The organism is Ruegeria sp. AD11(2025), assembly GCF_056542405.1.
Window position 1 is genome coordinate 90651 of sequence record NZ_JBQFZU010000011.1, and the last position, 14279, is coordinate 104929.

Annotated in this window: 14 protein-coding genes; 12 read left to right on the forward strand and 2 right to left on the reverse strand. The window is 60.1% G+C overall.

Going from position 1 to position 14279, the window contains the following annotated elements:
- The first annotated feature begins 21 nt into the window (after positions 1-21).
- Genes fabB through ACR1XY_RS12555 form a run of 3 tightly spaced genes read left to right on the forward strand, consistent with a single transcriptional unit; the run spans position 22 to position 2293 of the window.
- Positions 22-1251, forward strand: coding sequence for a beta-ketoacyl-ACP synthase I (gene fabB / locus ACR1XY_RS12545; RefSeq protein ID WP_480593732.1), 1230 nt, complete (start codon positions 22-24; stop codon positions 1249-1251).
- Between the two features lie 5 nt (positions 1252-1256).
- Complete coding sequence (locus tag ACR1XY_RS12550; RefSeq protein ID WP_480593734.1) at positions 1257-2048, forward strand: enoyl-ACP reductase FabI; 792 nt, start codon at positions 1257-1259, stop codon at positions 2046-2048.
- A gap of 59 nt (positions 2049-2107) precedes the next feature.
- A complete protein-coding gene (locus ACR1XY_RS12555; protein ID WP_480593736.1) occupies positions 2108-2293 on the forward strand; it encodes a hypothetical protein in 186 nt (61 codons plus the stop codon).
- A gap of 23 nt (positions 2294-2316) precedes the next feature.
- Here ACR1XY_RS12555 and ACR1XY_RS12560 read toward each other — a convergent pair whose 3' ends face one another.
- Positions 2317-2745 carry an FKBP-type peptidyl-prolyl cis-trans isomerase gene (locus ACR1XY_RS12560; RefSeq protein WP_480593738.1) on the reverse strand — a complete coding sequence of 143 codons (429 nt, stop codon included), beginning with the start codon at positions 2743-2745 and terminating at the stop codon, positions 2317-2319.
- Between the two features lie 127 nt (positions 2746-2872).
- Between ACR1XY_RS12560 and ACR1XY_RS12565 the strand changes: the two genes are divergently transcribed.
- The 9 genes from ACR1XY_RS12565 to ACR1XY_RS12605 all read left to right on the forward strand — a co-directional run bounded on the left by ACR1XY_RS12565 (position 2873) and on the right by ACR1XY_RS12605 (position 11024).
- Positions 2873-3559 carry a haloacid dehalogenase type II gene (locus tag ACR1XY_RS12565; protein WP_480593741.1) on the forward strand — a complete coding sequence of 229 codons (687 nt, stop codon included), beginning with the start codon at positions 2873-2875 and terminating at the stop codon, positions 3557-3559.
- Positions 3559-4386: an alpha/beta fold hydrolase gene (locus ACR1XY_RS12570; protein WP_480593743.1), complete on the forward strand. Its 828-nt coding sequence runs from the start codon at positions 3559-3561 to the stop codon at positions 4384-4386. Before ACR1XY_RS12565 ends, ACR1XY_RS12570 begins: the two co-directional genes overlap by 1 nt.
- Positions 4383-5357 (forward strand): threonine ammonia-lyase, encoded by a 975-nt coding sequence (locus ACR1XY_RS12575; RefSeq protein ID WP_480593745.1) that lies wholly within the window; start codon positions 4383-4385, stop codon positions 5355-5357. The genes ACR1XY_RS12570 and ACR1XY_RS12575 overlap by 4 nt, the downstream gene beginning before the upstream one ends.
- 58 nt (positions 5358-5415) lie before the next feature.
- Positions 5416-6204, forward strand: coding sequence for a 3-oxoadipate enol-lactonase (pcaD, locus tag ACR1XY_RS12580; RefSeq protein WP_480593748.1), 789 nt, complete (start codon positions 5416-5418; stop codon positions 6202-6204).
- Between the two features lie 12 nt (positions 6205-6216).
- The gene (locus ACR1XY_RS12585) at positions 6217-6939 is read left to right on the forward strand and encodes an alpha/beta fold hydrolase (RefSeq protein ID WP_480593750.1); all 723 of its coding nucleotides are present in this window, start codon (positions 6217-6219) and stop codon (positions 6937-6939) included.
- Positions 6940-7010: 71 nt separating this feature from the next.
- On the forward strand, positions 7011-8210 hold the full coding sequence (locus tag ACR1XY_RS12590) for a TCR/Tet family MFS transporter (protein WP_480593752.1): 1200 nt from the start codon (positions 7011-7013) through the stop codon (positions 8208-8210).
- Positions 8211-8292: 82 nt separating this feature from the next.
- Complete coding sequence (locus tag ACR1XY_RS12595) at positions 8293-9387, forward strand: Zn-dependent alcohol dehydrogenase (RefSeq protein ID WP_480593754.1); 1095 nt, start codon at positions 8293-8295, stop codon at positions 9385-9387.
- A gap of 6 nt (positions 9388-9393) precedes the next feature.
- Positions 9394-10626 carry a mandelate racemase/muconate lactonizing enzyme family protein gene (locus ACR1XY_RS12600; protein ID WP_480593756.1) on the forward strand — a complete coding sequence of 411 codons (1233 nt, stop codon included), beginning with the start codon at positions 9394-9396 and terminating at the stop codon, positions 10624-10626.
- A gap of 110 nt (positions 10627-10736) precedes the next feature.
- The gene (locus tag ACR1XY_RS12605; protein WP_480593799.1) at positions 10737-11024 is read left to right on the forward strand and encodes an ArsR/SmtB family transcription factor; all 288 of its coding nucleotides are present in this window, start codon (positions 10737-10739) and stop codon (positions 11022-11024) included.
- On the opposite strand, the gene ACR1XY_RS12610 is transcribed toward ACR1XY_RS12605, so the two are convergent.
- Positions 11021-14044 (reverse strand): ABC transporter transmembrane domain-containing protein, encoded by a 3024-nt coding sequence (locus tag ACR1XY_RS12610; RefSeq protein WP_480593800.1) that lies wholly within the window; start codon positions 14042-14044, stop codon positions 11021-11023. The two genes, ACR1XY_RS12605 and ACR1XY_RS12610, sit on opposite strands and share 4 nt — an antisense overlap.
- Positions 14045-14279: the final 235 nt, after the last annotated feature.

Consider the following 14279-nt stretch of genomic DNA (forward strand, 5'->3'; position numbering starts at 1 on the left):
CCTTAAATAAGGAGCACGCACATGCGTCGAGTAGTTGTCACCGGTCTGGGGGTCGTCTCCTCTATCGGGAACAATGCCGAAGAGGTTCTGGCCTCGTTGAAGGCCGGCAAGTCCGGCATCGAGGCCAATGAACAGATGGTCGAACATGGCTTTCGCAGTCAGATCGCGGGATCGCTCAAGATTGACGTGTCCCAGCATGTGGACAAGCGTACCCTGCGCTTCATGGGACCCGGTGCCGCCTATGCCCATATCGCGATGAGCCAGGCGATCGCCGATTCTGGCCTAACCGAAGAGCAGGTCGTAAACCCGCGCACCGGTCTGGTTGCCGGGTCTGGTGGTCCGTCGACCAGTGCGATGCTGACAGCGCATCAAACTGTGCTGAAAACCGGCGCAACCAAACGGATCGGGCCATTTGCGGTTCCGAAATGCATGTGCTCGACGATTTCCGCGAACCTGGCGACCGCGTTCAAGATCAAGGGCATCAACTACTCGATCACCTCGGCCTGCTCGACCTCGCTGCACTGTATCGGCAATGCGGCAGAGCAGATCATGCTGGGCAAGCAGGACGTAATGTTTGCCGGCGGCGGCGAGGAACTGGACTGGACCCTGTCCTGCCTGTTCGACGCGATGGGCGCGATGTCCTCGAAATACAACGACGCGCCGGAAAAAGCCTCGCGCGCGTTTGATCAGGATCGCGACGGGTTCGTGATCTCGGGCGGCGGCGGTATCGTCGTGCTGGAGGATCTGGACCACGCGCTGGCGCGCGGCGCCAAAATCTATGCCGAGGTCACCGGCTATGCCGCCACCTCGGACGGACACGACATGGTGGCCCCCTCGGGAGAAGGCGGCGAGCGTGCGATGCGTCTGGCGCTGGCAACCGTACCCGAAGGCCGCAAGGTCGATTACATCAACGCCCACGGCACCTCGACCCCGGTCGGAGACGTTGGCGAGGTCGAAGCTGTGCGCCGCATCTTCGGTGAAGGCAACGTGCCGCCGATTTCTTCGACCAAGTCGATGACTGGCCACGCGCAGGGCGCAGCCGGCGCGCTCGAAGCTATCTTTTGTCTGCTGATGCTGGACAATGACTTTATTACTCCGTCGATCAATGTCGACACACTTGCCGAAGGCATCCTGCCCGGTGAAATTGCAACTCAAGTGGTTGAAAACGCAGGTCTGGACAGTGTCATGACCAACAGCTTCGGCTTTGGCGGCACAAACGGGTCCATGGTTCTGTCAAAGTATAACGGGTGAACAAGATGTCGGAACTTCTCAAGGGCAAACGCGGCCTGATTATGGGCGTGGCCAATGACCGCTCGATCGCGTGGGGAATTGCCAAAGCCATGCACGAAGCCGGCGCGGAACTGGCTTTCACCTATCAGGGTGAGGCATTCGGCAAACGGCTGGAGCCGCTGGCCCAAAGCCTTGGCAGCGACTTCATGGTGGATGCCGATGTCACCGATGACGAGTCGCTGGACCGCGCGTTCAGCGAATTGGGCGCGCGCTGGCCGACGATTGACTTCGTGGTCCATGCCATCGCCTTTTCGGACAAGTCCGAACTGACCGGCCGGTTCCTGAACACCTCTCGGGCGAACTTCAAACACTCGATGGATGTCTCGGCCTATTCCTTTATCGAGGTTGCGCGCCGCGCCTATCCGCTGATGAAGGACAATGGCGGCACGCTGCTGACGCTGACCTACCAGGGGTCGAACCGGGTTGTTCCGAACTACAACGTCATGGGTGTGGCGAAGGCTGCGCTGGAATCGGCTACACGCTATCTGGCAAACGACCTTGGCCCCGAAGGTATCCGCGTCAACGCCATCTCGCCCGGCCCGATGAAAACGCTGGCGGGCGCAGCCATCGGCGGCGCACGCAAGACCTACAAGTTCTGCGATCAGAACGCACCGATGCGCTCGAACGCTACCTTGGAGGCCGTCGGCGGCACCGCCGTTTACCTGGCTTCTGATGCTGGTGCCTGCACGTCGGGCGAGGTCATTCGCGTCGACGGAGGCTTCCACGTTCTGGGTATGCCGCAGCCCGATCACATGTGACCCGATCTTTCCCTGCCCGCGCCAAGATTTCACCATCTTTTGCGGGCACGGATAGCGACATGAGCAAAGCAGAACATATCCTCTCGAACACCACTCGGGCATCCCGGCGCAAACAGGGGTTTCTGGGACAACGCGGTCGTATCGCGTTGCTGGCCTTAACCATGCTGCTGATGCTGTTTGTGTTCTTTACACAAGCAGATGTACGCGCAGCATTTACATCCTGGACCAGCCTGATTTCAGGCTGATCCAACGCACTGACACGCTGCGGTCAGTTGATTGAGACGACCTCAATATCGAATATCAGGTCCTGACCGGCCAGCGGGTGGTTTGCGTCCAGCGTTACGGTTGCCTCGTCAGAATCCACCACCGTCACTGGCACGGCCTGCCCATCGGGCGTTTGCATTTGCAGCTGGGTGCCGGGTTCCAGCGGGATATCGTCCGGGATGCCTTCGCGCGGGATTTGCTGGCGCGCTGCAGGATTGATCGGGCCATAGGCATCCACGCAAGCGATCTCGACCCGCTTTTTCTCACCCACGGTCAGACCGGGCATCGCCGTGTCCAGCCCGGGAATGATCTGGTCTGACCCTACCACGAACTCCAGCGGATCGCGCCCTTCGGAACTGTCGAAGACGTTGCCGTCCAACAGTGTGCCTGTGTAATGGATGCGAACTGTGTCGCCTTGCTTGATCTCGGTCATTGGTGGCCTCCGGCCGTTAAGGGAATAAGCGGTCAAGCCTAGGGTGTGACACGTCATTGTAAACCCTTCCCCCTTTTGTGTTTGCAACTCTTGTGCCACCCTGCGCGCGACTGAGGGAGGGGTTCTGATGCCAATCACCACATGCGTATTTGACGCCTATGGAACGCTGTTCGACGTCGCCGCCGCAGCACGCCAGGCCGCCGCTGAACCCGGGTTCGAAAAATTGCAGCAGAAATGGCCCGAGCTGGCCAATCACTGGCGGCTGAAACAATTGCAATACACCTGGTTGCGCGCGATCACTGACGCCCACGCCGATTTTTGGGATGTGACGCAAGACGGGCTGGACTGGGCGCTCGAGGCCACGGCGCTGGACGGAGACCCAACTCTGCGTCAGCGTCTGTTGGACCTGTATTGGGAATTGCAGGCCTACCCTGAGGTTCCCCAAATGCTCGCAGATCTGAAAGTCGGAGGACTGAACACCGCGATCCTGTCCAACGGGTCGCTGCCCATGCTGGATGGCGCGGTTCAATCGGCTGGGATTGGCGATGTGCTGGACGACGTGCTGTCGGTCGAAAGCGTTGGTGTCTTCAAACCCCATTCCAGCGTTTATGACCTGGTGCAGCAAAAGTTTGGCGGTGAACGCGATGAGGTGCTGTTTGTCAGCTCGAACGGTTGGGACGCTGCGGGTGCCAGTGGCTATGGTTTCGTGACCGCCTGGGTCAATCGGGCAAAAGAACCAATGGACCGCTTGCCATGGACACCAGCGCATGTACTGTCCGACCTGACGACGATCCCTCAACTGGCTGGACTTTAATGGCTTTCTTCACAACTTCCGATGACAGGCGCCTCTACTATACTGACACCGGGTCCGGGACTCCGGTATTGTGCCTAGCCGGGCTGACCCGCAACAGCCGGGATTTCTCGTTCCTCGCGCCGCATATCACCGATCTGCGCATGATCACGATGGATTACCGAGGGCGCGGGCAGTCGGCGTTCGACCCGGACTTCATGAACTACAATGTTCTGCGCGAGTCCCATGACGCGATCGAGTTGCTGGATCATCTGGGGCTGGATCGCGTGGCTGTACTGGGCACCTCGCGCGGCGGTCTGATCGCGATGGCTCTGGCGGCCAGCCATCCTGAACGCTTGGCTGCTGTTGTTCTGACGGATGTGGGCCCCGTGATCGAGACCTCGGGCATGGCCAAGATAATGGATTATGTCGGCCGACAGCCGATTGCGAAAACCTATGACGAAGCCGCTCAAACCCTGCAGCAGGTGATGGAGCCGCAGTTCCCCGGCGTCCCGCTCGACCGGTGGCGACAGCAGGCCGAGATTCAATACGAGCAAACCGAGGACGGGCTGGCCCTGCGCTATGATCCCGCCTTGCGCAAGGCCCTGCTGGATCAGGCCGCTGCCGGGGCTATCCCGGATATGTGGATGTTCTTCGAGGCGCTGCACGACATCCCGACCGGGGTCATTCGAGGCTCGAATTCAGATGTGCTCGGCAAAGACACGCTGACCGAAATGCACAAACGCCATCCCGGTCTTATCTCAGTAGAAGTTCCGGATCGCGGGCATGTTCCGTTTCTGGATGAACCGCAATCACTCGACCTTATCCGCAAGGTAGTGGACGCCGCATGAGCACGCTGGAAATGATCGAAGCCGCCGCCGCGCGGCTGAAGGGCCACGTCCGGGAAACACCCCTGCTGAGTTCGCCCTTTCTGGACGAATTGGCGGGGCGCCGGGTGCTGGTGAAGCCCGAATGCCTGCAACATACAGGCAGCTTCAAGTTTCGCGGCGCGTGGTCCGCGATCTCGGCGTTGGATGAAACCGACCGGCAGCGCGGCGTGATCGCCTATTCCTCGGGCAACCATGCGCAGGGCGTGGCCTATGCCGCCGCACAGCATGGGATTTCGTCGGTAATCATCATGCCCTCAGACGCGCCACTGCTGAAGATCAACAACACCCGCGCGCTGGGGGCTGAGGTGGTTCTGTACGACCGCGCCAACGAGAGCCGCGAAGAAATTGGTGAAGCACTGGCCGCAGAGCGCGGCCTGACCCTGATCCGCCCCTATGATGAGCCGCAGGTGATTGCAGGTCAGGGCACCACCGGCCTGGAGCTTGCCCGACAAGCCGCAGAGATGGGTGTTGAACAAGCCGACGTGCTGGTCTGCTGCGGAGGCGGCGGATTGACCTCGGGGATCGCTTTGGCGCTGGAGGGGCACGCGCCCGGCCTGCGCGCCCGCCCCTGTGAGCCCGAGGGTTTTGATGACGTCAAACGTTCGCTGGCGACAGGACAAATTCAGAACAACAGCGCGGCTTCGGGGAATATCTGTGACGCGATCCTGACGCCGCAGCCGGGGCAGATCACCTTTCCGATCCTGAACCGCCTGTGCGGGCCGGGCCTGTCGGTCACCGAAGAAGAAGCGATGCGGGCCATGGCGCAGGCATTCCTGCGTCTGAAGCTGGTGCTGGAACCGGGCGGTGCGGTGTCGTTGGCCTCGTCCCTGTTTCGCCGTGATGAAATCGATGGCGATGCGGTGATCGTTGTGGCATCAGGGGGAAATGCGGACCCCGAAGTATTTGGAAAAGCACTGGAATTCCTGACCTGACATGGATCAATGATTGGGTCACAGTAATGTCTTAACGTATGACGGCGGGGATTGTGTCATGCAAATCTTGGATATTGGCGAAGTGCAGTTGCACTACCGGGTCGATGGTGACCCGGAGGGTGCGCCGATCGTTTTTGCCAACTCACTGGGCACCGATCTGCGCCTTTGGGACGCCGTACTGCCCCACCTGCCCAAGGGCCTGCGGATCATCCGCTATGACAAGCGCGGGCACGGGCTGTCGTCGCAGCCCCCGGCCCCCTATTCCATGGGTGCACTGATACGCGATGCCGAGGCGCTGTTGGATCATCTGAATGTGCGGGATTGCGTTTTTGTCGGCCTCTCCGTCGGCGGGCTGATCGCTCAGGGCTTGGCGGTGAAGCGGTTAGATCAGATCCGTGCACTGGTGCTGTCAAACACCGCCGCCAAGATCGGCATCCCCTCGATCTGGCAGGATCGGATGGATGCGGTGCGTCAGGGCGGTATCGAAGCGCTGGCCGATGCAACGATGGAGCGATGGTTTTCGAAGAAATTCCGCGCCTCGCCCGATCATCTGCTGTGGCGAAACATGATGGTGCGGCAGCCGGTCGACGGGTATCTGGGCTGTTGCGCCGCGATTTCAGGCACGGATTTCTACACCCCCACCGGCGGCCTGCGCCTGCCCACACTGGGGATTGCGGGCAGCGAGGATGGTTCTACACCGCCGGATCTGGTCCGCGAGACGATCGAATTGATCCCCGGCTCCAGATTCGAACTGATGCGCCGGGCCGGCCATCTGCCCTGCGTCGAACAACCGGCGGAATACGCGGCCCTGCTGCGGGACTTCCTCGCAGATATCGGACATATTTGAAGGAGCGTGACAATGGCGGATTTTCTGTTGGTCCATGGGTCCTGTCACGGCGCTTGGTGCTGGCGAGATCTGATCCCCGCGCTTGAGGCTCTGGGCCATTCGGCACGCGCCATCGACATGCCCAGCCACGGCTCAGACCCGACGCCGATTTCCGATGTCACGCTGGATGGCTGCAGGGATGCGGTGCTGTCGGCCTCGACCCCGCAGACAGTGATCGTCGGCCATTCCTGGGGCGGTTATCCGATCAGCGCAGCTGCCGAAGCTGACCCCAAGGCCATGCGTGCTCTGATCTATCTGTGCGCCTATGTCCCGCAGGATGGTCTTTCCATGGTTGAAATGCGCCGCCGGGCCCCACGTCAATTGATCGTCGATGCGGTTGAGAAATCCACCGACGGCCTGTCCTACACGGTCAGACCAGAAAAAGTGCACGACCTTTTATACCACGATTGCCCGCCAGAGATCGTACCGTTTGCATTCGCGCGTCTGTGCCCGCAGGCGATTGCACCGCAAGAAACCCGGCTGTCGTTGTCCGAGAATTTCGCACGCGTCCCCAAGGCCTATATTCGCGCCACGGACGACCATACAATCCCGACGGAATATGAAGAAGTGATGGGCCACATCGCCCCCGAGGAGCTGCGCGCGACGATTGAAAGCTCTCATTCTCCGTTCTTCTCGCATCCCCGCCATCTGGCCGAAATTCTGGACGATCTAGAACAGAAGCTGCCTGCAACATAACCAAGCGTAACAGGCACTTCACAGGTTAACCAAGCGTGATAGGGTCCGGGTGAAACTCGCGAATGGGTGCCATGCGTCTGCCTTTTCTCTTCGTTCTCGGTACGGTCATGATCGACGCCATGGGCATCGGTCTGGTGTTGCCGATCATGCCAGACCTGATAGTCGAGGTTCAGGGCGGCACCCTGGCCGATGCAGCGATTTGGGGTGGGATCCTCAGCACCGCTTTCGCCGCTATGCAGTTCCTGTTCGGGCCGATTCTGGGCAATCTGTCCGACGCATATGGGCGACGCGCGGTGCTGTTGGTATCTTTGTTCATCATGTCGCTGGACTACGTGGTGATGGCGATTGCGGGCAGCATCTGGCTGTTATTGGCCGGGCGCATCATTGGGGGCATTACGGCCGCGACTCATGCTACGGCTGCAGCCTTCATGGCTGATGTGTCAAAACCCCATGAAAAAGCTGCGAATTTCGGCCTGCTGGGCGCAGCATTTGGCATCGGGTTCGTACTCGGCCCGGTGATCGGAGGACTGTTGAGCGAATATGGCACGCGCGCACCCTTCTGGGCCGCTGCCGGCCTATCGGCCCTAACCTTTTTGACAGGTTTGCTGGTGATGCCCGAAACGGTCACCAATAATACCCGCAGGGCCTTCAGCCTGCGCCGCGCCAATCCGGTGAACTCCTTGCGGGCAATCGCCTCGCTGCCGGGCATCCGCCCGATGCTGTGGGTTTACTTCCTCTATTCGGTGTCGATCTACGTCTATCCCGCGATCTGGGCCTATTTCACAACAGAACGCTTCGGCTGGTCACCGCAGATGATCGGCCTGTCACTGGGTGTCTACGGGATAGGGATGGCAGCCGTTCAGGGCGGCCTGATCCGCCCCGCAACCCGATATCTGGGTGAGCGGGTCACGATCATCTACGGTATGGGGTTCGAGATCGCCAGTTTCCTGCTGCTGGCTTTCCTGACCAACGGGTTCATCGCGTTGATGCTGATCCCAGTCACCGCGCTTGGGGCGGTTGTCACCCCCGCCCTTCAGGCCCTGACATCCCGTGCCACGCCGGACTCTCAGCAGGGTGAGCTGCAGGGGGTGCTTTCTTCTCTGAACGCGCTGTCGATGGTGATCTCACCTATGGTGATGACCAGCGTGTTCGCGCAGTTCGCGCAGGCCGATGCGGCACTTTATCTGCCCGGGGCACCATTCCTTTTGGCGATGCTGTTGATGATCTTCGGGTTCGCGCTTTTTCTGCGCGCGCGCCCTGCCACAGCGTAACAACGACACATGAATGACGGTTTCCGTCTTGCAGCGGTCATTTTCCCGCGCCACCGTGGACCAAAGGGAGTGAGGGACAAGAATGCAAACCATCAAAGCCGCCGTCTGCCGGGCGTTCAACAAGCCTTTGGTCATCGAAGACATCCAGATCGCGCCGCCCGGCACCGGAGAGGTCGAGGTGACGCTGGATGCGGTGGCGATCTGCCATTCGGACATTACTTACGCCAGCGGGGCGTGGGGCGGACACCTGCCGGCCGTCTACGGGCACGAGGCCTCAGGCGTGATCACTGCAACCGGTGACGCGGCCGGTGGGTTTCAGGTGGGTGATGCGGTCGTCGTCACGCTGATCCGGGCCTGCGGGTCCTGCCCGTCCTGCGCGGGAGGTCAACCGACGATATGCGAAACACCTTATGACTCAGTCAACGGTCCGCTGCGCACAGCAGAAGGCGGCGCCTTGGATCAGGCAATGGCCTGCGGTGCTTTTGCCGAGAAAGTGGTGATCAGCCATCGGCAGATCGTGAAGATCCCTGACGCAATGCCAAAAGACGTGGCCAGCCTGTTGTCTTGCGGGGTAATCACCGGCGTCGGTGCTGCGGTGAACGCCGCCAAGCTCCGCCCCGGTCAGGATGTGGTTGTCATCGGTGCGGGCGGCGTCGGACTGAATGCGATTCAGGGCGCGCATATCGCCGGGGCACGGCGGATCGTGGCCGTCGATATGACCGAAGAGAAGCTTGAGATCGCCAAGGAATTCGGCGCGACACATGGTGTTCTGGCTGGCCAAGAACAGCCGTGGAAAGCCGCCCACAAGGCGTTGGGCGGGCGTGGTGCGGATGCGGTTCTGATTACCGTTGGTGCGATCCCGGCCTATGATCAGGCCCCGCGTTACCTGGGCCCTGGCGGCAAAGCGATCATGATAGGAATGCCTCATTCCGGCCAAATGTCCAGCTATGAACCCGTTGTTCTGGCAGCGCTGGGTCAGGGGCTTGTCGGCTCGAAAATGGGCGATGTGGTCATACAGCGCGATATCCCGTGGATGATCGATCTGTACGAACAGGGGCGGCTGAAACTGGACGAGTTGATTTCGGGCCGCTGGGCTCTGGACCAAATCAACGAGGCGATCGAGGACACCAAGACCGGATCGGCCAAGCGTAACGTGATCCTGTTCGATAGGGGGTAGAGGCGGATGAAACTGCAAGACCTAGACATCATCGTCACTGCGCCACCCGCACCGGGCTGGGGCGGGCGCTATTGGATACTGGTAAAAGTTACCACCGATACCGGGATCACCGGTTGGGGTGAGTGTTATGCCTCGTCCGTCGGCCCCGAGGCGATGCGCCACGTCATCCGCGACGTGTTTGAACGACATATGCTGGGCGAAAACCCCGAGAATATCGAGCTGATGTTCCGCCGCGCCTATTCCAGTGGCTTTACCCAACGCCCGGACCTGACCGTCATGGGCGCGTTTTCGGGGCTTGAGATCGCCTGTTGGGATATTCTGGGTAAAGATCGCGACCGCCCGGTCTACGCCCTGCTGGGCGGGTTGATGAACGAGCGTATCCGCGCCTACACCTACCTCTACCCCCTGCCGCAGCATAACCTGACCGATTTCTGGACCTCGCCCAAACAGGCTGGGGATTGCGCGGCAGAGATGGTGCGGCGCGGGTTCACGGCGGTGAAGTTCGATCCCGCGGGCCCCTACACCATTCGTGGTGGGCACATGCCTGCGATGTCCGATATCTCAATGTCGGTCGCCTTCTGCAAAGCGATCCGTGAGGCGGTGGGCGACAAGGCCGACCTGCTGTTCGGCACGCACGGCCAGTTCAACACAGCGGGCGCCATCCGGTTGGGTCAGGCGTTGGAGCCGTACTCTCCGCTGTGGTTCGAGGAACCCACCCCGCCCGACATGATCGAAGACATGGCCCGCGTCGCCCGCAACGTCCGCATCCCCGTCGCGACCGGAGAACGCATGACCACCAAAGCCGAGTTCGGGGCCGTCCTGCGCGCAGGGGCCGCGGAAATCCTGCAACCCGCGTTGGGCCGTGCCGGAGGCATATGGGAGATGAAGAAAGTCGCCGCCATGGCCGAGGTGTTCAACGCTCAGATGGCCCCGCATCTTTACGCAGGGCCGGTCGAATGGGCCGCCAATATCCATCTCGCTGCATCGATCCCGAACCTTCTGCTGCTGGAAACCATCGAAACCCCGTTCCACGATCAATTGATCAACGGTACGCTGCGCGTGGATGAGGGCTTTGTGACTGCCCCAACCGCGCCCGGTCTTGGAATCGAGGTGGATGAGGACCTCGCGCGCGCGCATCCCTACACCGGCGATGGCCTGCATCTGCAAATGCAGGAAGAGCCTTGCGATTATGTCAACGGAAACGCCTTTCAGGGCGGTGCACCAGCGACCGAGGGGTGACAAGCAAACCCGATTTGGGGCATATTGCCAGCACCCAAAATCCAAACAGGCCGCGCGTGACCATCAAAGCCCACGATACCACAAGCGCTCACCCCGAAACCCTCGAGGACATGCAGGAAAACGCCGCGCGGGCTGCGGCTTTTCTAAAAACACTGGCCCATGAGGGGCGGCTGATGATCCTGTGTCACCTGGGCGAGGGCGAAAAATCTGTCGGTGAGCTTGAGGACCTATTGCAAATCCGGCAGGCCGCCGTCAGCCAGATGCTGGCCCGTCTGCGTCAGGAACGGCTGGTCTCAACCCGCAGGGATGGCAAGACAATCTATTACTCGCTCCAGGACGGTGACACGGTGCGGGTCATCAGGTTGCTCTACGACCTGTTCTGCAATCCGAATGGTTAGTTCGAGATATAACCCGCAATCACCTGCAACAGTTTGAAGGCGGTCGCGGCGTCATTTTCGACTACGGCCAGGAATTCTTCCTCACCGATCCGCAAACATGAGAGCTCGGTCTCGGCAATCATGCTCAGGGCGCGGGGTTCCTTTCGAATAAGCCCCAGTTCACCCACCAGCGCCCCCGGCCCGACCTTGGTAATCAGTTGATCAGGGCCTTCCATCTGCGGCAGGTACAGCCCAGCCTCACCCTCAAGCACCACATAGGCGCCGTCAGTGGGCTGGTCGTCCTTCAGGAACACAACCTCACCCGGTTTGGCATTGTACCAGCGCGCACCAAAGGCCAGCAGGCGCAGCTGTCTGCGGTCGAGACCGGAAAACAGCGGTGCCTGCTCCAACGCGCGCAGCTTGCGTGCAAGATCGGCCGAGGCGGCACTATCCTCTTCCACCATGGCATCCCCTTCATCCGTCACCACCCGACCCTGACGGATTTCGACATACATGTCGAACTTGTCCGGGTTCTCAAAATGGTCATTCAGATAGATTACGGTTGTATCCGGCAGCAACTCGCGCAGGTTCTTGTAAACGGCGACCTGGGTCGCCATGTCATAGCTGGCAAGTGCGTTTTCCAGGATCAGAATGTCGGGTTTCTTGATCGTCGCACGGGTAAAGGCCAGCGGCTCGGCAAAAACAGCGGGCAGGTTCTGGCCGCCGATCGCAACCGGCACGTCATAGATCAGTTCCACCACCAGCGGGCGCGCACCGTTTTCGTCCAGCACATCGACAATCAGCTTGCGCGCCTCGTCCGAGCGTCCGCCGCCAATCTGGCTGACTTTGCCGAACAGGGCATTCTCCATCACCGTCAAACCGGGGGCAAAAGCGTCTTTGTGCAGTGGTAAAAAGACATCCTGCAACCGCTCCAACAGCTTTTCAGAATGACTATGGCGCAGTTCCAGGATGCGGTTTTTTAGCTCATCCGTAAAGGCGGGCCCGATTTGCTCGGCCGAGATCACGAACGGTACCGCCAAAAGGTTCGCCAGCTTTTCGTCATCCAGCCCCGACACACCCTCGCTACGGGTTTTCTCGACGAGCTCAAGCGCAGTCTCATAAGTCTTGGCTTCCAGACCAAGTTTGCGGAACAACGGATGATCCGTTCCATCCAGACCAAAAATCTGGCGCAGCATCTCGATCACGTCCTGGGTCAGTCTGACCAGCGTTTTGTCCAGCCCCAAATCGCGCAGTTGGCCAAGGAAAACGGTCTGGCGGGCCAGCAGGTCCTGCGTAACCGGAACCCTCGGGGTAGCGAACAGCAGATTTTCCGCGACCGGCAATGCTGAATTATACGTGCACCAGTCGAAGACCAGCGCCTGTTGATCCAACCCGGCTGCCTGCACGGCCTGTTGCACGAGCGGGCGCAGCTCGACCAGTTTCTGCGCCAGCTCCGGGTGTTCAGCGGCGTCGAATACCTGATCCGACCCGCGCTGGAACAAAGCGGCCCCCGACCCCAGTCCGTCGATCAGATGCAGCCACCAGTCCCGCAACGCCTCGGGACTGTCCAATCCGGCCAAGGATGGATCCAGCCAGTCTGACCGGAAAGGGTCGGCGCTGTTACCTGCGCGCTGTGTCTCGGCAAAGTCGGGGTCATCGAATTGGGTCGTCAGCGGCCTCTGACGCATCGGCATCATGACGTTGTCCCCCAACGTGCCCTGAAACAAGACCGGGCGCGACGAGGCATAGCCAATGCGTGCGGCCACGACGCTTTGGTGCAGGGTCGCCAGGTTTTCGCCGCCCACTTCTACCCGCCCCGAGCTGGGCAGGATTTCCCGTGTCAGCAATTCGGCCACTGCGCGCCTGTCTTCTTCGCTGGGGGCGGCAATGCCGATTGTTTGCTGACCCGCAAAGGTGAGGTTCAGATCATCCAGCACCTGATTGCCATCCATATCCCGAACCGAAACACGATCCAGCACGATATCGCCCTTCAAGCGCGGACGGGATTCGGGCTCGCCCTCAAACAGCTTTTCATCGGGCATGCCGGGTGGAGCAAACCGTTCGATCACCACATCCCAACGCAGCGACATGTCCTGCGTCTGGTTGTAATACGTCAGCAGCTCCTTCCACGGCGAGCTCAGGTCTTTGTACGCCGCCAGCGCAGCCACCAGCGCCCCCAGCGAGACTGAGCCCTGCAGCACCAGAAGGCCGCCAACCAAGTAGAACATGAAGGGCGTCAGCTGCGAGATGAAGTTGTTGATGAACTTCATGAAGAATTTCTTCTGGTAGATCTCGAACCGAATACCGAACAGTCGCCCCAGCTGCTCCGAGATCATCGCCCGACGATAGCGCCAGCCACCATTGCCGCGTAGGGTCGAGGCCCCGGCGGCGTTCTCACCGATCTGTGCGGCCAGAACACGGACTTCCTGAATGCGCTTCTTGTTCAGCAGATTGATCTGCCGCTGCAGCTTGGGGATCAGCCAGGCCTGCAACGGAATCAACGACACGGCCGCCAGGCCGAACCAGACGCTTTGCAGAAACAGGAAAGACAGGATCGTGATCATCTGACCGGCCTGCAGCACCGGTTGGCTGATCGCATCGCCCATCAGCCCGCCCATCGGCTCGCTTTCCGCAGTGATCATCGAAACCATCTCGCCCTGGCTAACCCGCTCGAAATAGGGTTGAGGAAAGCGCAGGGCTCGATTGATCAACTGATACCGGAAGCGGCGCAGCATCCGTTCGCTGAGCACCCCTTTCATAGTGTTGATGCGCATCTTCATTACGCCGTGGCACAGCACAGCCAGCAAGAACGCCCCGCACAGGATGATCAGGAACGTGGTCTGCGGCAGGTCATAACCAAGAACATTCACCACAGGGCTGGCCGCACCGATCGCATCGTTGATGATGCGTTTGGGCAGTTCCAGCGTCAGGTACAACAACGGAAACAGCGTAGAGGTCACGGCCAGCAGGACAAGCTGATCGCGTTTGGAATACTTCCAAATAAACCGGAAAATCGAACGTTCTATGGAACCCGCCCCTATTCTGAATCATTGAACCGATCCTGAAGAAAGTACCGCAAATCAAACACTCTGAATTTACAGCAATCGTGGCCCGTGACGCAAATGGTTTCCAGTTTGGTCATATCTCCGCCATGTGTGAACAAGTTCATTTGCACCGCAACGGTTTAGCCCCTAAGATTCGCTTCAGGACGATATCGGGAGGAGCAATTTGAATGCCAGCATAGGCGCAGTGTTATTGATGCTCTGCTTATTGCAG